The organism is Streptomyces sp. NBC_00289 (assembly GCF_041435115.1).
GTDB lineage: Bacteria > Actinomycetota > Actinomycetes > Streptomycetales > Streptomycetaceae > Streptomyces.
Map to the genome: position 1 here is coordinate 4116066 of NZ_CP108046.1, position 20005 is coordinate 4136070.

The window sequence follows — 20005 nt, forward strand, 5'->3', positions numbered from 1 at the left end:
GGGGAGGGGACCGTCAGATCGTCGCCGTGTCGATCACGAAGCGGTAGCGCACGTCGCTGGCGAGCACCCGCTCGTAGGCCTCGTTGATCTCGGAGGCGCTGATCAGCTCGATCTCGGCGCCGAAGCCGTGCTCGGCGCAGAAGTCCAGCATGTCCTGGGTCTCCTGGATGCCGCCGATGCCGGAGCCGGCGAGGGTCTTGCGGCCGCCGATCACCGAGAAGAGGTTGAGCGCGACGGGCTCCTCCGGCGCGCCGACGTTCACGAAGGCGCCGTCGGTCCTGAGGAGGGACAGGAACTGGTCGAGGTTCAGCGGGGCGGAGACGGTCGACAGGATCAGGTCGAAGGTGCCGCGCAGCTCCGTGAAGGTCTCCGGGTCGCTGGTGGCGTAGTAGTGGTCGGCGCCCAGCTTGAGGCCGTCCTCCTTCTTGCGCAGCGACTGCGAGAGCACGGTGACCTCGGCGCCCAGCGCGTGGGCGATCTTGACGCCCATGTGGCCGAGGCCGCCCATGCCGAGGATGGCGACCTTCTTGCCGGGGCCGGCGTTCCAGTGCTTCAGCGGGGAGTACGTGGTGATCCCGGCGCACAGCAGCGGCGCGGCCTCGTCCAGCTTCAGGCCCTCCGGGATGCGGAGGGTGTAGTTCTCGTCGACGACGATCTTCTCGGAGTAGCCGCCGTAGGTGGGCTCGCCGTCCTTGCCGACGGCGTTGTACGTGCCGACGCTGCCACCGGTGCAGTACTGCTCGAGGCCCGCCTTGCAGTTGTCGCACTCACGGCAGGAGTCGACCAGGCAGCCGACGCCCACCCGGTCGCCGACCCGGAACCTGGTGACACCGGAGCCGACCTCGGAGACTATGCCGGCGATCTCGTGGCCGGGGACCATCGGGAAGATCGCCTCGCCCCAGCCCTCCCGGGCCTGGTGGATGTCGGAGTGGCAGATGCCGGCGAACTTGACGTCGATCAGGACGTCGAACTCACCGACCGGACGGCGCTCGATGGTGGTGCGCTCCAGCGGGGCCTTGGCGGCGGGAGCTGCGTAAGCGGCGACGGTGGTCATGCCGGGGTTCTCCTCAGAGGGGGGTCCGCGCCCGGCTGCCTTCTGTCTTCTGTCCGGGCACGGTGACCAGCCTGCCCGAAGAACCGGAGCTCACCCAGGCCACGCTCATGCCTACGTTCGCTGTGCCTACCACTGGCGGGGTCAGGCTGGTGGGCGTACGACCGGCAATACTGGACGAATGGACGAACAGCCCCAGCCCCTGCCCGAGCCCGCGGGGACCGGCGGGGCCCTGGACCGGCGTGCCGAGCTCAGCGAGTTCCTGCGCACCCGGCGCGCCCGCCTGAAGCCCGAGGACGTGGGACTGCGGGGCTTCGGACGGCACCGCCGGGTACCGGGGCTGCGCCGCGAGGAGCTCGCGCAGCTCGCCGGGGTGTCGGTGGCGTACTACACGCGGCTGGAGCAGGGCAACGGGCGCAACGTGTCAGCGGAGGTGCTGGACTCGATCGCCCGCGCTCTCCGGCTGAGCGACGCCGAGCACGCGCACCTCACGCATCTGGCGAAGCCGAAGCAGCACCGGAAGAAGTCCTCGGCGCGGCCCCAGCAGGTGCGGACGTCGCTGGGGCAGCTGCTGGACACGATGGACGGCGTTCCGGCGTACGTCGTGGGGCAGCGCACGGAGATCCTGGCGTGGAACCGGATGGCGGCCGCGGTCTTCGGCGACTGGTCGGAGCTGCCGCAGGCGGAACGGAACTGGGCGCGGCTGGTGTTCCTGCGGCCCGACTACCGCGAGCTGTTCGTGGACTGGGAGCAGAAGGCGATCGACATCGTGTGCGCGCTGCGGATGGACGCGGGCTGTCGTCCGGACGATCCGCGGCTGTCCGCGCTGGTGGGCGAGCTCTCCGTGAAGAGCGAGGAGTTCCGGCGGCTGTGGGCCACCCACGACGTCAAGGAGAAGAACCACGGCGTCAAGCTGCTGCACCATCCGCTGGTGGGTGAACTGGCCCTGCGGTTCGAGTCGCTGCGGCTCTCCGACGACAGTGAGCAGAGCGTGGTGATCTACCACGCTGAGCCCGCTTCCCCCTCGGCGGACGCCCTGCGCCTGCTGGCGAGCTGGGGAGCGGACGCCACCCGGTCGGGGACGGGGAGGCCGGCGCCGTCGGCGTGAGGGCGCCGTGCGGCCGTGACGCCCGGGCCGGCCTCCGCCGGACCCGCCTCAGCCCTGGTACGGCGGCATGGCCCCCCATGTCCACTTCGGCACCGGCTGTTCCGCCGGCGGGGTCGCGTCCGGGCCGGAGAAGTGGACCGCGAGCCGGGTGCCCCACTCCACGTACGCCAGGAAGGCAGAGCGGAACTCGGCGTCGGCCGGCAGGCCCGCCTCGTCCGCCGCGTCCTGGACGAGGTTGACCCAACGGCGGCGCTGCGCCTCGGTGATGTCCTTGCCGAAGTGCTTGGCGACCATGTGGCCGTGCCCGCCCTGGGTCTCGGAGTAGGCGGGCGGGCCGCCGAAGACCTCGCTCAGCCAGAGCGCGACATGGGAGGCGTGTTCGGCGGCCAGGCCCTCGAACAGCGGGGCCAGCAGGTCGTCCCGGAGGACCTTGTCGTAGAAGACGGAGGTCAGCCGGGCGAAGGCCTCGGCGCCGCCCGCCCAGGCGTAGAGGGTCGGGACGGCCGAGCCCGTGCCCCGCACCGCCGTCGGCTTGTAGTGGCGCATCTCCTCGATGTTGCCGATGTAGGGGCGGATCTCGGCGAGGAAGTCGGCGAACAGCTCCGACTCGCGGAATCCCTTGAGGTGGGCCTCGCTCGACGTCCAGGTGATGCGCAGGATGAAGTGCTCGAAGTCCTCCTCGCTGCGCGCCAGTTCGTAGTCGAGGCATTCCGGCGCCGCGGCGAGCTGCGCGGCGGCGCGGGTGTAGGCGGCGAGGAACTCCGCCGAGCGGTCTTCCGGGATGCGGTAGCGGATGTACTCGACGGTCTGTGTGGTCATGGGCCCACAGAAACACGAAGGGCCCACCGGAGGCTGTACCTCCGGTGGGCCTTTCGCTCACGGCCTAGCGAGCGCCGTACGGACTACTTCCCGTAGTACGCGTTGTAGATCGAGACCGTCGACTTGTTGCCCTTCTTGTCGGCGATCTTGGCGTGGAAGGAGATGGCCTTCCCCTTCGCCGGGTTCTTCACCTTGATGTTGCCGTCCTTGACGTCGACCTTCTTCCAGGTCTGGCCGTAGTCGTAGGAGACGTACACCGCGAGCGACTTGAGGTTGCTGCCCTTGGCCGAGCCCTCGACGATCACCGGGATCTTGACCGTCCTGCCGGCCTCGACCTTGCTGTCCAGGCCGGTGGTCGCCGCGAAACGGGCCGTGGACGCGGGCAGCTTCGCCAGGTCCGCGGTCTTCTTCGAGTGGAAGGTGAAGCTCGTGTCGATGCGGGTGGAGGCCGCCGCGACCTTGACGCTGCGCTTGACCGACGTCGTCAGCTTGTACTCGGCGTCACCGGACGGAACCTTGAACGCCTTCTCACCGAACAGCGGGTCGTCGTTGGAGCCGACCTTGGTGCCGTTGCGGTAGAGGGTCGAGGTGACCGAGGTGAAGAGCGAGGAGCCCGCGTGGGTCTTGCCGTCGGCGAACAGCGGGATGAGACCGGAGATGCTGTTGCCGTCGCGGTAGAGGCCGTAGTCGGAGTTGAGGTGCGGTCCGAACACGGCCGTGTTGAAGGTCTTCGAGTAGCTCTGGCCGGCCTTGAAGGTCTGCGCGCCGCCGAGCGTGTAGTACGCCTCGGAGAGCGGGAAGCCCTCCTCGTCGACACCCCCGGACTGCTCGAAGTCCAGTTCCCACTTCACGCCGCCGGCCGTGGACAGGTACAGCGTCCGGATGCCGGGCAGGGTCTGCGGGACGCCCATGGAGGACGCGCCGGAGCTTCCGGGCATCCAGCCCGTCGCCTGCACGATGCCCTTCTTGCCGCTCGCCGCGGCGCCCATGGCGACCTTCACCTTGGCCAGCTCGCTCGCCTTGTAGTGCTTGGTGTAGCCGGTGGCGAGCTGCTTGACCTTGGCACCGAGCGTGGTGTCGTACTCCTTGTCGGCACCACTGCTCCAGTGGCCGTCCCACTGCTGGCTCAGCGAGCCGTCGGTGACCTGCGGGCCGAGGTGCGCGCTGCGGAAGTTGGTGTACGAGTCCAGCCACCAGCCGAAGCTGAAACCGAAGTTCGGCGTGTCGATCGAGTACATCGGCGACGCGAACTCCGACTTGGCGGCCGCGTCCGGCACGGTGATGTCGACCGGCTTCGCGATGCGCGCGTCCAGCGTGATCGTCGTGTTCTTGGTGACGCTCAGCTTCGGACGGGCGAGCCAGTCGGCGCCCTTGCTGAAGTCCTCCGGGTCCACGAACAGCGCGCCGTCGAGGATGTAGCCGCCGCGCGGGACACGGGTGGTGACGGTGCCGTCCGCGTCGTACGGGGAGTAGAACTTCTCCTTGCCCAGGCCGGAGACGCCGGCCAGGGTGGCGTTGTAGTTCTTGGCCGGGTTGCCGTCACGGTCGAGGAACTTCAGCGTGACGTCGTACGACTCGACCTCGCGCTGCACCGCGGCCGCCGTGCGGACCGTCTGGCCGCCGCCCGTCGCGGTCACGTACGCGGAGTACGCGCCGTCGGTCGTGCCGCCCAGCTTGGTGTTGACCGTCAGGTCGACGGAGGCCTTGCCGCCCGCCGGGACGGTCACCGTGGTGGCGCCGAGCTTGAAGAAGCCGGCCGGAGCGGCCTCCCCCTTCGGGTTGGTGGCGGTCGCCGCCAGCTTCAGCGTCACGTCCGTGGTACCGAGGTTGCGGTACGTCAGCTGCTTGGCGACCGGCTTGTCGTCGGTGTGCGGCCACTGCTGGAGACCGAAGCTCACCGACGAGGGGTCGGCGATCACCGTCTGCTTGATGGCCTTGTCGACCTGGATGCGACCCGAACCCTGCTCGAACGGCGTGTACTTGCCGCCCTTCGTGGATCCGGTCAGCGCGCCCTTCAGCTCGGCGTACGTCCAGTCCGGGTGCTCCTGCTTGAGGATCGCCGCCGCGCCCGCCACGTGCGGGGTCGCCATCGACGTTCCGGAGATCGTCAGGTAGCCGGCCGGGTTCTCACCGACCTCCTCGTCGATGAGGCTGCCCGGGGCCGCCGCCGCGGTGATGTCCACGCCGGGCGCGGTCACGTCGGGCTTGATCTGCCCGTCGAGGCCGGGGCCACGGCTGGAGAAGGAGGCCAGCTTGTCCTTGTCGTCGACCGCGCCGACGGTCAGGGCCGCGGCCGCGCTGCCCGGGGAGCCGACGGTCTGCTCACCGAAGTCGCCGTCGTTGCCGGCGGCGATGGCGAACAGGATGCCCTTGGTCTCCGAGAGCTTGTTGACCTCGGCTTCCAGCGGGTCGATCTCCGGGGTGTCGCCGCCGCCGAGGCTCAGGTTGACGACGTCGGCGCCCTGCTCGGCCGCCCACTCCATGCCCGCGAGGATCTGCGAGTCGTCACCGAAACCGTCGTCGCTCAGCACCTTGCCGTTGAGCAGCTTCGCGCCCGGGGCCACGCCCTTGAACTTGCCGCCCGACTTCGCGCCCGTACCGGCGGCGATCGAGGCGACGTGCGTGCCGTGGCCGAACTTGTCGGTCGCGTCCGCGGAGGTGGAGAAGTTCTTGGCCGCGATCACCTGGTCCTTGAGGTCCGGGTGGGTCGCGTCGACGCCGGTGTCCAGGACGGCGATCTTGACGCCCTTGCCGTCGTAGCCGGCCGCCCACGCGGTGGGGGCGCCGATCTGCGGCACGGACTTGTCGAGGCTGGCCCTGCGGACGCCGTCGAGCCACACGTGCGCGATGCCGGAGGCCGTCTTGTCGCCGTTGGTGACCGCGTCCCACAGTTCGGGAGCGTCCTGCTTCGGCGTCTGGACGGCGTCGGCGTTCAGGGACTTGAGGTTCGTGCGGAGCTTGCCCGCGTCCCGCACGTCGGCCTTGGTGGCCGAGGCGGAGCCGCTGTAGCCGACGATGACCTTCAGGCCCTGCTTCTGGGACTTGCGGGTGGTGGCCTTGTTGAGCTCGGTGACGTCGAAGAGACGCTGGTCGAGCTTGCCGTTGGCGACCAGGCGGGCCACGTCGACCGGCAGCACATAGGTGTGGCCGTCGGCCTTGCGGAGCTGGACGGGTATGTGCTCGCGCCCCTTGGCGGGCTCCAGGCCGACGACCCGGCCCTTGTTGTCGAGCACGACGCGGTCACCGGTGATCAGGGTGAGGCGGTGCTTCGATGTGAGCTGAGCCTTCGGAGCACTCGCCTGCTCGGCCTTCGCCGACGCCGGGCTGGTCATGCCCGCCGCCAGAGCCACGGCTGCCGCCGTGGCGATCGTGGCCGCGCATGCCTTTTTCACTTGTCTGCGCAAAACTCCCCCTCGTGGAAGTACCGGGCGAATATCCCCTTTCACCCGGCCGGGGGAGCTCTCGCACGCATGAGCGTGCACCCCCCGGAACACGAAGTATGCCGGGGGGTGATCACGGAGCTCAATAGACAAGTGCCTGACAATGGCACCTTGTTACGAGTTCGTCGTGTTCTCGGTGTTACGCGTTCGCCGTCGCGCGTGCGCCGCGTTCTCGGCGTTCTCGGCGTTCTCGGCGTTACGCGTTCACGGTCAGGCGTTCGCCGCGTTCTCCTTCACCGTGATCTTTCCCTTGCGGATCGTCGCCAGACGCGGGGCTTTCCTCGCGATCGCCGAATCGTGGGTGACCATGATGAAAGTGAGCCCGAACTCCTTCCACATACGCTCGAGTACGTCCATGATCTCGTCGCGCATCGACTCGTCGAGGTTTCCGGTGGGCTCGTCGCACAGCAGCACCTTCGGCTGCTTCACCAGGGCTCGCGCGATGGCGACGCGCTGCTGCTGACCGCCGGACATCTCGCCCGGCAGATGCCCGAGCCGCTCGCCGAGGCCGACCGACCTCAGCGCCTCCGCGGCCCGTTCGCGCCGCTCCTTGCCCTTCACACCGAGCGGCACGAGGGCGGTCTCGACGTTCTCCTGCGCGGTGAGTGTCGGGATCAGGTTGAAGCTCTGGAAGACGAAGCCGATGTTCTCGCTGCGCACCCTGGTGAGCTTGGCCTCGGACAGTCTGGCGAGGTCGGTGCCGTCGAGGACGACCTCGCCCGCGGTCGGCCGGTCGAGCCCGCCGAGCATCTGGAGCAGCGTGGACTTGCCCCCGCCGGTGGGGCCCTGGATGACGAGCCGGTCGCCGTCCGCGATGGTCAGGTCGACACCGGCGAGCGCGTCGACGGTCTCCTTGCCCCGCGCATAGCGCTTGGTGACGCCTCTGAGTTCGTACATGGTCCAACTCCTGGGATACGTAAGGGGGTCGGGGCCCGTCGTCAGGTCGCGGCGGGCCCCTGGCCGGGCGGGGGCCGCTGCTACTCGACGCGGCGCAGGGCGTCCGCGGGACGCAGGCGGGAGGCGCGCCAGCCGCCGAAGGCACCGGCGATCAGGCCGCCGGCCACCGCGAGGCCGACCGCGACGCCGATGGTGCCGACGCTGACGGGTGCGGTGAGCGCGACGTCGAGCGTCTTGGCCGCGGCCTGCCGGCCCGGGCCGCCGAAGCCGCCGCCACCGCCGGGGCCGCCTGTGCCGCCGCCCGTGCCGCTGCCCAACTGGGCCTGCAGGGTGGGGCTGATGGCGGTGACGACATAGGCGCCCGCCAGGCCGAGCGCGATACCGAGGGCGCCGCCGACCAGACCGTTGACGATCGCCTCTCCGACGACCTGGCGGGTGACCCGGCCCGACTTCCAGCCCAGCGCCTTGAGGGTGCCGAACTCGCGCACCCGGCGGGAGACCGCCGAGGAGGTGAGCAGACCGGCGACCAGGAAGGCGGCCACGAGCACGGCGATGGACAGCCACTTGCCGACGTTGGTGGCGAGGCTGGAGGCGGTGGACAGGGAGCCGGAGACGGTGTCCGCGAGGTCGGCGGAGGTGGTGACCGTCGTACCCGAGATGTTCTTCTGGATGGTGGACTTGACGGCGTCGATCTTCTGCGAGTCGGCCGCCTTGACGTAGATCGTGGTGACCTTGTTCTTCGAGTCGCTGAGCGTCTGCGCCTGCTTGAGCGGGATGTAGACGTTGGCGGCCGAGTCACCGCTGTCGGCGGTCGCGACCCCGATGACCTTGTACTTGACGCTCTTGACCGTGACGGTGCCGCCGACCTTGAGCTTCTTCTCCTTGGCGTACGCCGAGTCGACGACGGCGACCTTGGCGTCGGTCTCCTCGGCCGTGAACGTACGGCCGCTGGTGATCTTCGACGAGGTCAGCGGGCCGAGGGCCAGCTGGGTGACGTCGGTGCCGAAGACCGAGTAGCTGTTGACGTCGAAGTTGGCGCCGCCGCCCCGTACTTCGCCCTGTGGCTGGCCGGTGCCGCCGCCCGCGCCGGGAGCGCCCTGCTGGCCGCCGCTGTTGCCGTTGCCGTTCTGCTGGAACTGGCCGCGGGTGAACTCGCCGCTGACCTTGAGGACCTGGAGGCTCAGTCCGCCGACCGCGTCCGAGACGCCGGACTGCGTGCCGACCTTGGTGACGGTCGAGGTGGACAGCGTCTGAAAGCCCTGCACCATGACGCGGTCGGTGCTCTGCTCCTTGTCGGAACCGCTGTCCTGCGCGTCGAACTGGAAGCGCGGGCGGTCGGAGCTGCTCGCCTGGGGCTGGGCGGCCTTGGTGACCGTCATGTCGGTGCCCAGGCCGTACAGCGACTGGAGGACCTTGTCCTGGGCCTTGCCCATGCCGGACGACACGGAGCTGACCACGATGACCAGCGCGATACCCAGCGCGAGTCCGGAGGCGACGACGAGGGCCGCTTTTCTACGGCGGCGCAGTTCGCGCCTCAGGTAGGTGAAGAACATGGCCGAAAGCTAAGGACGTACCGTGATGCTTCGATAAGCCCGAGATAAGAGAACGATGAGAAGGCTGTGGGGAACCCCGGAAACACCGATGCCGCCCCTGAGGGCGGCATCGGTGGTACCTAAATCAAACCGGATCAGACCGGCCGTATTCGGATCGGACGTCAGACGGCCGAACCGGCCTTCCACTGCGCCCAGTCCATGTTCCAGCCGTTGAGGCCGTTGTCCGGGGCGACCGTCTTGTCACCGGTGTTCTTGACGACCACCACGTCACCGAGGATCGAGTGGTTGTAGAACCAGGAAGCGGCCGTGTTCGGGTCGTTGGCACCCTTGGTGTCCGACAGGCCCACACAGCCGTGGCTGGTGTTCACACTGCCGAAGATGGACTTGGCTCCCCAGTAGTTTCCGTGCACGAAGGTGCCGGAGTTGGTCAGGCGGATGGCGTGCGGCACGTCCTTGATGTCGTACTCGCCCTTGCCGTCGTCGTCGGTGAAGCCCACGGTCGCGCCGTTCATGCGCGTCTCCTTGAACTTCTCCGACATCACCATCTGACCTTCGTAGGTCGTGTTGTCCGGCGAACCGGCGGAGATCGGGATGGTCTTGACGGTCTTGCCGTTCTGCGTGACCTTCATCTGCTTGGTCTTCGCGTCGACGTAGGAGACCTGGTTGCGGCCGACCTTGAAGGTGACCGTCTTCTGCTGCACGCCGTAGACACCGGAGGCGCCCTCGACACCGTCGAGCGCGAGCTTCAGCGTGACGGTCGAGTTCTCCTGCCAGTAGTCGTCGGGCCGGCAGTCCATGCGGTTAGTGCTGAACCAGTGGCAGACGACCTCCTGGCCGCTGCTGGAGGTGACGGTGACGCCCTTCTGGACGGCCGCCTTGTTGGTGATCGCCTTGTCGAAGTTGATCGACACGGGATAACCGACGCCGACGGTGGAGCCGTCCTCCGGCGAGAAGTTGCCGATGAAGCTGTTGTTCGGGGAGACCGTGGTGAACGAGCCGTTCTCGTGGGCGGCGCGGCCGTCGCTGTCCTTCGCGGTCGCGGTCACCTTGTAGGTGGTCGAGCGCTCCAGCTGGGTGCTGGGCTTCCAGCTCGTCTTGTCCGCGGATATCTCGCCCGCGACGGCGGTGCCGTCCGCGGTCGTCATCGCCACCTTGGTGAGCGTGCCTTTGCTCACGGTGACGGCCGCCGAGTTGTTGATGGAGGCGTTGGTCGAGCCGTCCTTCGGCGTGATCCTGATGTCGGCCACCGACGCCTTCTTGGCGGCCGCCTCGTCGGCCTTGGCCTGCGAGGTGTCGTTACCGCCGTCGCTTCCGGAGGCGTCGCCGCCACTGGAACACGCCGAGAGCACCAGGACACCCCCGAGCAGTGCGGACGCGACCGTCAGGCCCCTGCGCCGCTTACTGTCCGTCATCACACGCTTCTCCATCGTTGCCGAATCCCCAAAAAGCCCGAGTCCCCGTTAACAAGACTTCAACGCTACGACCGGTTCGTCCCGTTCCACATTCCCCTGATGTGTGGGGCACACCACGTCCGCCGGGGCAGGTGGTGCGGATACCGGTCCGTGCGCCCCCTGAGACGACGAAACCCCGGCCGACGGTTGCCGCCCGGGGTCACGAAAATCCCAGACCGCTTCAGCCGGCCCGACCGTCGTCGGGCTCGTCCTCCTCATCCTCCTCGACATCATCCTCGTCGAGATCCCAGTCCGGCGAATCCGGGTCGTAGTCGATCCGCTCGCTGCTCCAGGAGGCCTGCGCGAGTTCGATCCCCGGCACCTCGCTGACCAGGTCGAACGGGTCCACGAGATAGGCCAGGGCCTCGGCGGTGTCTTCCGTCACAGCACTTTCGGCGTGTACCCGCTCATCGGCCGGCATATCGGTGTCTTCCGCGATACGGCGCAGCGCGCCCTTGGTCAGCGCGCCCTCGTCGTCGACCTCGACGACGAGTTCCACGCGAAGCCGTACAAAACGTGATGTCTCTGGAGTGCTCATGCCCGGAGCGTAAGGCCCATTCCTCCCGTGACTTTCCCGTGACCCGCGCCTTTCACTAACATCGCCCCACACGGCCAATTCGCCAGCACCACAAGGGGATCGATATTCCGTGTCATCCGCTCGCCGACCACTGCTGACCGCCACCGCCGCGGCAACCCTCCTGGGTGCCCTGTGGTTCGTCCCGTCCGCGAACGCGACCGGGGACCAACCGGCGAGAACGGCACCTTCGGCGACCCCGTCGACGCAGGTCACACCGCAGGCCACGACCCAGGCCCGGGTCGCTTCCACCAGCGGCGGCGAGGCGGTGGGCGGGGCGCGACTGGCCGACACCGGCAGCTTCGACACCACACCGTACGTCGTCGGCGGCACCCTGTTCCTGACGCTCGGCGCCGGGTTCGTCGTGTACTCGGTACGTCGGGAACGCCTTGGTTTTTAAGTTGCTTGACGATTCCTTGACTTGCACCTCATAGTCCGACCATGAAGAGATCATCGAGGGTTCGCGTGGGCGCCGCGGCGGCCGTGAGCGTCCTGTCGCTCGCCCTCATCACAGGTTGCGGTGGAGACTCGGACGGCGCGGACGGCGACGCCAAGGACTCCGACTCGGGGAAGTCGACCACCGCCGCGAAGGCGCTGGGCGCCGCCGAGTTGAAGAAGCTGATCATCGCCAAGGGCGATGTCGACGGGTACCAGGTCGCGGCGGTCGAGGGGGCCCCGTCGTCCAAGGCCGCCATCAAGGCGGACAACGAGAAGTGCCTGCCGCTTCTCTACGTGTTCAGCGGCCTCGCCCCGGGTGACGCGGCGGCGGAGACCAACCAGACCGCCACCCAGGAGCCGAAGCCCTCCGCCGGCGCCTCGAAGTCGGTGGAGGACCTGTCCGGTGAGGACGTCGAGGACGCCCTCACCGACTCGTTCAGCCTGAACGTCACCATGGTCGGCCTGTCCTCGTACGAGGGCGACGGCGCCGAGAAGACGATGAAGGCCGTCTCCGAGGCCGTCACCGCGTGCGCGGGTGGCTTCACGGCCACGGCCGACGGTGAGAAGCAGAAGTTCACCAAGGTCGCCACGGAAAAGGCCTCCGGCACGGGTGACGAGTCGGTCGCCTTCGTCGCGACCGGCGACATGGAGGACGGCGACACCGCTCCGGTGCACGGCGAGGTCGTGCGGCACGGCAACACCATCGCGTCGTACTACACGATGAACCTCGGCGCGATGATGTCCGCCAAGGCCTACGACATACCGGCCGCCGTCATCGACGCCCAGGCCGCCAAGCTCAAGTAACCGCCCGTGGGGCCCTGTCGGACGACAGGGCCCCCATCTGCCCTATCGCAGCGGTCCGGTGACCGTCTCCGCCGCCGCGACCAGCAGCCCGTCACGCACGAAGACGTCCGCCGCGGCGAGGTCGGGTGCGAGGAAGCGGTCCGGTCCGGGACCCTGGACCCCCGCCTTGCGGACGGCCTCGACGACCGCCCGCGAGGCCGGCGCCGGGGTGAGCCCCTCGCGCAACTCCACGGCGCGCGTGGCGGCGTACAGCTCGATCGCGAGCACCCGCGCCAGGTTGCCGACGGCGGTGCGCAGCTTGCGCGCGGCCGACCAGCCCATGGAGACGTGGTCCTCCTGCATCGCGGAGGACGGGATGGAGTCCGCGGACGCCGGTACAGCGAGCCGCTTGAGCTCGCTGACCAGAGCGGCCTGCGTGTACTGGGCGATCATGAGCCCGGAGTCGACACCGGCGTCGTCCGCGAGGAACGGCGGGAGACCGTGGCTGCGGTTCTTGTCGAGCAGCCGGTCCGTGCGGCGCTCGGCGATGGACGCGAGGTCGGCGGCGGCGATGGCGAGGAAGTCGAGGACGTAGGCCACCGGGGCGCCGTGGAAGTTGCCGTTGGACTCCACGCGTCCGTCCGGCAGGACCACCGGGTTGTCCACCGCGGAGGCCAGCTCGCGTTCGGCGACCAGGCGGGCGTGGGCCAGCGTGTCCCGTCCGGCGCCGGCGACCTGCGGGGCGCAGCGCACGGAGTAGGCGTCCTGGACCCGGGGTGCGCCGTCCTGGTGGTGGCCGGTGAGCTCCGAACCCTTCAGTACCGCAAGCATGTTGGCGGCGCTGTCGCCCTGCCCGGGGTGCGGGCGGATGGCGTGCAGCTCCGGGGCGAGCACCTTGTCGGTGCCGAGGAGGGCCTCGAGGCTGAGCGCAGCGGTGATGTCCGCCGACTTGTAGAGGGTGTCCAGGTCGGCGAGGGCCATGACGAGCATGCCGAGCATGCCGTCGGTGCCGTTGAGAAGGGCGAGCCCCTCCTTCTCGCGCAGCTCGACCGGGGTGATGCCGTGCGCGGCGAGGAGTTCACCGGCGGGGCGGACCTGCCCGTCCGGGCCCTCGGCGTCGCCCTCGCCCATGAGCGTGAGGGCGCAGTGGGAGAGCGGGGCCAGGTCGCCGGAGCAGCCGAGGGAGCCGTACTCGTGGACGACCGGGGTGATACCGGCGTTCAGGACGTCGGCCATGGTCTGCGCGACCTCCGGCCGGACGCCGGTGCGGCCCGAGCAGACGGTCTTCAGCCGCAGGAACATCAGGGCCCGTACGACCTCGCGCTCGACCCGCGGTCCCATCCCGGCGGCGTGCGAGCGGACGATGTTGCGCTGCAGCTGGGCGCGCAGTTCCTGGCTGATGTGCCGGGTCGCCAGGGCGCCGAAGCCGGTGCTCACGCCGTAGACGGGTTCGGGCCTGGCCGCCAGCCGGTCCACGATCCCGCGGGCCGCGGCGAGGGCCGCGACCGCCTCCTCGGAGAGTTCGACCCGGGCGCCGCCGCGCGCCACGGCGAGCACGTCGGACGCGGTCACGCCGGACGTCCCCACCACCACAGTGTGCATATCCATATTCAGGAGCGTACGCAGTGAATTCGAAGATGTCACCAGTGGGGGCCGGGTTCGCCCCTTACCGAAGGGCGACGGGAGTGCCGGCTGCGGCGCGAGGGGAGTGCCGGCCGCGGCGCGAGGGGAGGAAGGTCCGTGCCGGCCCCTGAACCGGCGACGCCCCGCGCTCGCCTCACCGGAAGGCTCGTCGGCCAGCCCGTACGACCGGGTCGTTCGCTCGGCGCTCGCGGCAAGGGACGGAGGTCAGTGCCGGCCCCTGAACCGGCGGCGCTCCGCGCTCGCCTCACCGGAAGGCTCGTCGGCCAGCCGTACGACCGGGTCGTTCGCTCGACGCCTGCGGCGAGGGACGGAGGTCAGTGCCGGCCCCTGAACCGGCGGCGCTCCGCGCTCGCCTCACCGGAAGGCTCGTCGGCCAGCCGTACGACCGGGTCGTCGGGGCCCTGGCGGCCGGCGACGACCGGCCTGCTCGCCCGTTCGGCCTTGGCCTGGTACTGGGCCGCGTCGGCCAGCCGGAACAGCCTGCGGGCCGAGCGGACGGGCCCGATCGGGTCCTCCGTGGAGGCGACCCCGCAGGCGACGCCGTCGCCCTGCTCCAGGTCGGCCGCGCGCCGGCAGAGTTCGTCGGCCGCCTTCACCACGTCGTCGGCGGTCGGCCCGACCGCCAGCAGACAGAACTCGTCGCCGCCGAGACGGGCCGCGAGCGTGCCCGGCAGCATGGCCCCGCACAGCGACAGCACCGACCCGAACCGCTCCAGGAGCCGGTCGCCGACGGCGTGGCCACGGGTGTCGTTGACCCGCTTGAGCCCGTTGAGGTCGCACACGACGAGACTGACGACCACATCCTCCCGCCGATGTCGTTCGATCGCCTCGTCGAGCCGCCCGTCGACGGCCCGGCGATTGGCCAGACCCGTCAGCGCGTCGGTGAACGCCAGCCGCCTGACCTCCTCCAGCCGCTCGGCCTGGGCGATACCGGCGGCGACGACGGCGGCCAGAACGGTGGCGAAGTCGGCGTCGGCCCGCCCGAAGAGGGGCGCGCCGGTCGGACGGGCGACGTACAGCTCGCCCCAGGCCCGCCCGTTCAGCACGATCGGCGCGACGACACAGCAGCCGCGACCCCGGCGGCGCAGCGCGGCGACGCGCTGATGGACGTAACCGGGACGGCGGCCCGCCGCCGGGCCCTCGGCGGTCTCGACCCAGGCGTTGGGCTCCCCGCCCCCGGCCCAGCGCTCGTGCAGGAACTCGGTGATCTCCGGGAACTGGTGCACCGGGTAGGCCTCCCCCTCGGGGAACTCCTCCTCCCCCGGGGCACGCTCCCCGACGTTGACGAGGACCCGCAGCCGGCCGAGCTCGCGCTCCCACACCGACAGGGCGGCGAAGGACCCGCCCAGGGCACGGCACGCACCGGACGCGGCGGCCCGCCACGCATCCCGTGAACCGTGGGCCGCCGCCATGCCCTGCGCAAGCGCGACCACAGCCACGAGCCGCTCGTCCTCACCCATCACCCCAGGCTAGGGAGGTTCCGGGCGAATGGGGACATTGATGTGCCGAACAGGTGTTGGGCCCCGGGTGGTGTTTACCCACGCACGTGGGCCGCGCGGCGGGGGTGGCCGGAAGTGACGCGGTGCGCGGCGGGCTTGGCGGTGCGGTGCGCGGCGGCGCAGCAATGCGTTGCGGGCGCGGCCCGCGGTAGCCCGGCGGACGGCGGCCCGGCGGGCGGCGGCCCAGCCGTACGGTGCGCGGCAGCCCTGCACGCGGCGCCGCGCCGTGCCGCGGCCCGGCTCACTCCCCCGGCCAGTCCGGCTTCCGCTTCTCGTTGAAGGCCGCCACGCCCTCCGCCCGGTCCCCCGAGAAGGCCACCGACCGCCAGGACGCGTCCTCGACCTCCAGGCCGGCCCGCAGGTCGAGGCCGTGACCGAGCCGCAGCGCCTGCTTCGCCGCCCGCAGCCCGACGGGTGAGTTCGCCGCGATCCGGGAGGCCAGCGCGAGCGCCTCCGCGCGGTCCTGCCCCTCCTCCACCAGCTGGTCCACCAGCCCCCACTCCCGCGCCTCCGCGGCCTCCACCCGCCGGGCCGTGAAGATCAGCTCGGCCGCCCGCGCGGCCCCCACCCGCCGGGGCAACAGTTGCGTGCCCCCACCGCCGGGAATCACCCCGACGGACACCTCCGGCAGCCCCACCACGGCAGTCCGGTCGGCCACGATCAGGTCGCAGGCCAGCGCCAGCTCGAAGCCGCCGCCGAGCGCGAAGCCGTGCACGGCGGCGATCGCCGGCACCGGCAGCTCCAGCACCCCGGTGTACGCCCCCCGGGTCACCGGCCGCTGTCGCACCAGATCGGCGTCACTGAAGGAGTTGCGCTCCTTGAGGTCGGCACCGACGCAGAAGGCCCGCTCGTGCGTCGAGGTCAGCACGACCACCCGTACCTCGCGGTCCCCGCCCAGCGCGGTGCAGGCCGCGGCTAGGGAGCGGGCCATGTCCGTCGACACGGCGTTCATCGCCTTGGGCCGGTCGAGGGCCAGCTCCGCGACATGCCCGTCCCCGTGCCGCCGCACCAGCACGAACTCCCCGAACCGCTCCTCGCCCATGACACCCTCCGGTTAACGCGGGTTAACAACGCTGCCCCGATCATCGCAGCCTGCGCCGACCGGGGAAAGGCCAGGGAAAAGCCGGGCACCACCCGCCCGGTTCCCGGCCCGGTACCGACACCTCCTTCGAGTGACATCTCGCCCAACTCCCTCCCGAACGCCCACAGGAGCGCATAACGTGCGCTCCGCCGCGGCGCGCGGGGGCCGAGGGCATCGGGGAGGAATCGTGATGACGTACACGACTGTCAGGGCGGAAGGGCATACCGACGCGGAAGCGGCGGACGGCGCCACCAAGGCCGCCATCACCGTCGAGCCGCTCCGTCTCTTCGCCCCGCGCGTCCGCGGCCGGCACCGCAGGCCACGCCCCCGCAAGGTGCTGCTGGCCGCCGGGGGTCTGGCGTTGGCCGCGGGTGTGCTGAGTCTCGTACGGCTGACTCCGGACTCGGGCGTCGGCGGTATCGACGCCGCGGAGGCCGAACCCAGCGCCGACCAGGGCACCGACTCCGACGCGGGCCGGTCGACGAACGCGGCCGCCACCATCAGGAAGGTGCCCGAGATGAGCCCGTCGTCGACCTCGGCGATGGGCGGGCTGGGCCCGTCGCCCACCCCGGACGCGAGCCTGCTGCCCGCCCCGGGCGCGCCCGCCTCCCCGTTCACGTCCGCGCCCGCCGATGCCGCCGTGGCGACCCCGGCGCCCGACAGCACGACGATCCCGGACACGACCTACGCCCCCGCACCCACGGCGACACCCCGCCCGCCCACGGCGACGGCCCCCGCCGGTCGCCCCACCCGGCCACCGGCGCCCGCGCCCGCGCCGAGCCGGACCACAGCTCCCCCGGCTCCGGGCGCCCCCGGCCTGTGCGTACCGATCATCGGCCTGTGCGTGGACGAGCTCACCACCCCAGGGAACTGAGCCGGCCTGCCGGGGGGCGGGGCAGCGTCTACGACGCCGCGCTCGTCCCCACTCACCACCCACCGAAACTGAGCGGCTGCTGCGCAACGGGCGGGACGGCTGCCGCGCCGTGCGAGACGGAATGTCGGACAGCCTCTACGAAGCCGGGCGCGGCCCACCGGCACACGGCGGCTGTCGCGTCGCAAGGCGGGCCGGTGCCGAGCCGCAAGGCGAAGCGGCTGCCGCGCCGCGAGGCGAAGCGTGTCGCGCCGCAAGGCGAAGCGGCTGCCGCGCCACGAGGCGGAATGTGCCGGCCAGCTTCCACGACGCCATGCGCGTCCCCACCACCCACCGCGACCGAGCGCCTGCCGCGAGGCGAGGGTGACTGCCGCGAGGCGAGAGCGCCTGCCCCGAGGCAAGGGTGGCCGCCGCGAGGCGAGAGCGCCTGCCCCGAGGCGAGAGCGGCTGCCTCCACGCGACGCCGGGCGGTCCGGCAGGTTGGTTCTACGGTGTTCCGCTGCGGCGGGTGAGCAGCCAGGGCTCGATCACGCCGAGGCCGCGGACCGGGCGCTGCCACATCGGCTGGAGCGCGAAGCGGTACGTGGGGGGATCCTCCCCCTCCTTCTCCGCGGCGGCCGCGGCCTCGGCCGCCTCCGCCTCGGAGGCCGGCGCCTCCCCGTTGCGGATCAGGTCCTCCGCGAAGGCGCTGTCGACGAGGACCGCGTCGCGTGGAGCTATCGACGTCAACCGTGAGGCCAGGTTCACCGTCGTACCGAAGACATCGCCCATTCGGGTGGTGACCGTGCCGAACGCGATGCCGACGCGGAGCTCGGGCATGGTCTCGTCGTTCGCCATCGTCTCGATGAGTCGCAGCGCGATCTCCGCGGCCACGCCCGGGTCGTCGGCGGCGTACAGCACCTCGTCGCCGAGCGTCTTGATGAGCCGTCCGCCGTTGGCGGCCACGAGGTCGGCGCAGGTCGTCTCGAAGGCCTCGACGAGTTCGCCGAGCTCCTCCTCCTCCATCCGCCGGGTCAGCCGGGTGAACCCGACGAGGTCCGCGAACCCCACGGCGAGGCGCCGGTCCACCATCTCCTCGTCGTCGGCGGTCTGGATGACCCGGCCCGCCGAGGCGGCGAGCTGGCGCCGCCAGACGTAGACGAGGAACTCCTCCAGCTCGGGCAGGAGCAGCTCGACGATCGGGTACGTCACCTCGGTGCGCGTCATCCCCGGCTCGGGCGGCTCGGTCAGACCCTCGAGGAAGGAGTCCATCTGCCACTCGGCCAGCCGGGCGGTGGTCTGCCCGGTGGACCGCGCCACCTGCACGGCCATCGCCTCGCTGAGCAGCCCCGCCTCGACGAGACCGGCGAGCCGCCGCAGGGCCAGCACGTCCGCCTCGGTGAGCGCCTTGGCCTGCCCGATGTCGGCGAAGCCCATGGCCCGCCAGAACCGGGAGGCCAGCTCCATCGAGACGCCGGCGCTGCGGGCCGCCTGGAAGGGCGTGTAGCGCCGCTCGGCACCGAGGATCAGCTGTTCGAGGCGCAGGGCGAGCGGGTCCTCGCCGGAGTCGGCGGCGAGGGGGTCCTCCTGGTCGGGGGAAGGCGAGAGCGGGGGAGGGTCCATCCGGCCGTCCCCGTCCGTGCCGGAGCCCGTGTCGTCGACGGTCACGCCTGCTGCCCTTCCGATCTGTCACGGTCAGGTATCGACCGGCCTCAACTCTACGGCAGGTGTGCGCCAGCTCACTCCCTCACGTACGGCCCGTACAGGCCTCCCGCGGGCGCGGACGCCGTACGGTCCCGGTGTCCGCGAGTCCGCGAGTCCGCCGACCGAAGTCCGGTCGGACCGGTCCCGGAACGCCGGTCAGGACGCCCTGAGCCGGTTTCCGGGCCACCCTCAACCGACCCTCGGCCAACCCACCGACTGCCGACCGCCGACCGCCCTCAGACTGCCCTCAGGTGGACGATGTCGCCCGCTCCCACCGGCTCCTGTACCCCTTCCTTCGTGGCGATCACGAGTCTTCCGTCCCCGTCGACCGCCACCGCCTCCCCGACGAGCGACCGCTCCCCGGGCAGCTCGGCCCGGACCACCCGACCCAGCGTCGCGCATCCCGCCGCGTACGTCTCCTGGAGCCCGCTGACCGCCGGGTCGCCCCCGGCCGACCGCCAGCGTCCGTACCACTCCTCCAGCGACCGCAGCACCCCGCGCAGCAGGGGATCTCGGTCCGTGCTCACCGCCTCCGCCAGCGCCAGCGACCCGGCCTGCGGTACGGGCAACTCGTCCGCGCGGAGGCTGACGTTGATGCCGACCCCGACGACCACCCCGTCGTCCCCGGCCCGCTCCGCGAGGATGCCGCCGGTCTTGCGCTCCTCGCCGCCGACGTTGACCAGCAGGTCGTTGGGCCATTTGAGTGCCGTGTCGACGCCCGCCGCCCGGGACAGCCCCGTGGCGACCGCCACCCCGGTGAGCAGCGGCAGCCAGCCCCAGCGGGCCACCGGGACCTCGCTCGGGTTGAGCAGCACGCTGAAGAAGAGGCCGGAGCGGGCGGGTGCCGTCCACTGGCGGTCCAGGCGGCCGCGCCCGGCCGTCTGCTCCTCGGCGACCAGGATCGCGCCCTCGGCGGCCTTGCCCGCCTCGGCCCGCGCCACCAGGTCGGAGTTGGTGGAGCCGGTGCGCTGCACCAGCTCCACGCCCGACCACAGGCCGCCCTCCCGCAGCAGCGCCCGGCGCAGGGCGGCGACGTTGAGGGGCGGGCGGTCGAGATCGGACCAGCGGCTGTCGTTCGCGTCTGCTGCATCTGGCGGCGTCATGCAAGCCACC

16 protein-coding genes are annotated in these 20005 nt (G+C 70.9%); 4 read left to right on the forward strand and 12 right to left on the reverse strand.

The window, feature by feature from the left end; translation table 11 throughout:
* Positions 1-13: 13 nt before the first annotated feature.
* Positions 14-1054, reverse strand: coding sequence for an NAD(P)-dependent alcohol dehydrogenase (locus OG985_RS18635; protein WP_371669477.1), 1041 nt, complete (start codon positions 1052-1054; stop codon positions 14-16).
* A 178-nt stretch (positions 1055-1232) separates the two neighbouring features.
* Here OG985_RS18635 and OG985_RS18640 point away from each other — a divergent pair, with 178 nt between their 5' ends.
* A complete protein-coding gene (locus OG985_RS18640) occupies positions 1233-2159 on the forward strand; it encodes a helix-turn-helix domain-containing protein (RefSeq protein WP_371669478.1) in 927 nt (308 codons plus the stop codon).
* Positions 2160-2207: 48 nt separating this feature from the next.
* Here OG985_RS18640 and OG985_RS18645 read toward each other — a convergent pair whose 3' ends face one another.
* From OG985_RS18645 to OG985_RS18670, 6 genes are all read right to left on the reverse strand, one after another.
* Entirely contained in the window at positions 2208-2978 is a 771-nt protein-coding gene (locus OG985_RS18645; protein WP_371669479.1) for a group II truncated hemoglobin, read from the reverse strand.
* An 83-nt stretch (positions 2979-3061) separates the two neighbouring features.
* Complete coding sequence (locus OG985_RS18650; protein ID WP_371669480.1) at positions 3062-6370, reverse strand: S8 family serine peptidase; 3309 nt, start codon at positions 6368-6370, stop codon at positions 3062-3064.
* Between the two features lie 258 nt (positions 6371-6628).
* Positions 6629-7315 carry an ABC transporter ATP-binding protein gene (locus OG985_RS18655; protein WP_371669481.1) on the reverse strand — a complete coding sequence of 229 codons (687 nt, stop codon included), beginning with the start codon at positions 7313-7315 and terminating at the stop codon, positions 6629-6631.
* Between the two features lie 80 nt (positions 7316-7395).
* Positions 7396-8868 carry an ABC transporter permease gene (locus tag OG985_RS18660; protein WP_371669482.1) on the reverse strand — a complete coding sequence of 491 codons (1473 nt, stop codon included), beginning with the start codon at positions 8866-8868 and terminating at the stop codon, positions 7396-7398.
* A 161-nt stretch (positions 8869-9029) separates the two neighbouring features.
* Positions 9030-10280 carry an Ig-like domain-containing protein gene (locus OG985_RS18665; RefSeq protein WP_371669483.1) on the reverse strand — a complete coding sequence of 417 codons (1251 nt, stop codon included), beginning with the start codon at positions 10278-10280 and terminating at the stop codon, positions 9030-9032.
* A 220-nt stretch (positions 10281-10500) separates the two neighbouring features.
* On the reverse strand, positions 10501-10857 hold the full coding sequence (locus OG985_RS18670; protein ID WP_371669484.1) for a hypothetical protein: 357 nt from the start codon (positions 10855-10857) through the stop codon (positions 10501-10503).
* A gap of 109 nt (positions 10858-10966) precedes the next feature.
* On the opposite strand from OG985_RS18670, the gene OG985_RS18675 reads away from it, so the two are divergent.
* Both OG985_RS18675 and OG985_RS18680 read left to right on the forward strand, forming a co-directional pair.
* Entirely contained in the window at positions 10967-11293 is a 327-nt protein-coding gene (locus tag OG985_RS18675; RefSeq protein WP_371669485.1) for a hypothetical protein, read from the forward strand.
* Between the two features lie 41 nt (positions 11294-11334).
* On the forward strand, positions 11335-12135 hold the full coding sequence (locus OG985_RS18680; RefSeq protein WP_371669486.1) for a hypothetical protein: 801 nt from the start codon (positions 11335-11337) through the stop codon (positions 12133-12135).
* Between the two features lie 42 nt (positions 12136-12177).
* Here OG985_RS18680 and hutH read toward each other — a convergent pair whose 3' ends face one another.
* The 3 genes from hutH to OG985_RS18695 form a co-directional block, all read right to left on the reverse strand.
* Positions 12178-13716, reverse strand: a complete 1539-nt coding sequence (gene hutH, locus OG985_RS18685; protein WP_371674423.1) for a histidine ammonia-lyase — start codon at positions 13714-13716, stop codon at positions 12178-12180.
* Positions 13717-14072: 356 nt separating this feature from the next.
* Complete coding sequence (locus OG985_RS18690) at positions 14073-15218, reverse strand: diguanylate cyclase domain-containing protein (RefSeq protein ID WP_371669487.1); 1146 nt, start codon at positions 15216-15218, stop codon at positions 14073-14075.
* A 280-nt stretch (positions 15219-15498) separates the two neighbouring features.
* Entirely contained in the window at positions 15499-16299 is an 801-nt protein-coding gene (locus tag OG985_RS18695) for an enoyl-CoA hydratase/isomerase family protein (RefSeq protein WP_371669488.1), read from the reverse strand.
* A 229-nt stretch (positions 16300-16528) separates the two neighbouring features.
* Here OG985_RS18695 and OG985_RS18700 point away from each other — a divergent pair, with 229 nt between their 5' ends.
* Positions 16529-17212, forward strand: a complete 684-nt coding sequence (locus OG985_RS18700) for a hypothetical protein (RefSeq protein ID WP_371669489.1) — start codon at positions 16529-16531, stop codon at positions 17210-17212.
* A gap of 483 nt (positions 17213-17695) precedes the next feature.
* On the opposite strand, the gene OG985_RS18705 is transcribed toward OG985_RS18700, so the two are convergent.
* Positions 17696-18856, reverse strand: a complete 1161-nt coding sequence (locus OG985_RS18705) for an adenylate/guanylate cyclase domain-containing protein (protein WP_371669490.1) — start codon at positions 18854-18856, stop codon at positions 17696-17698.
* A 272-nt stretch (positions 18857-19128) separates the two neighbouring features.
* Positions 19129-19995, reverse strand: coding sequence for a biotin--[acetyl-CoA-carboxylase] ligase (locus OG985_RS18710; RefSeq protein WP_371669491.1), 867 nt, complete (start codon positions 19993-19995; stop codon positions 19129-19131).
* Between the last annotated feature and the right edge of the window lie 10 nt (positions 19996-20005).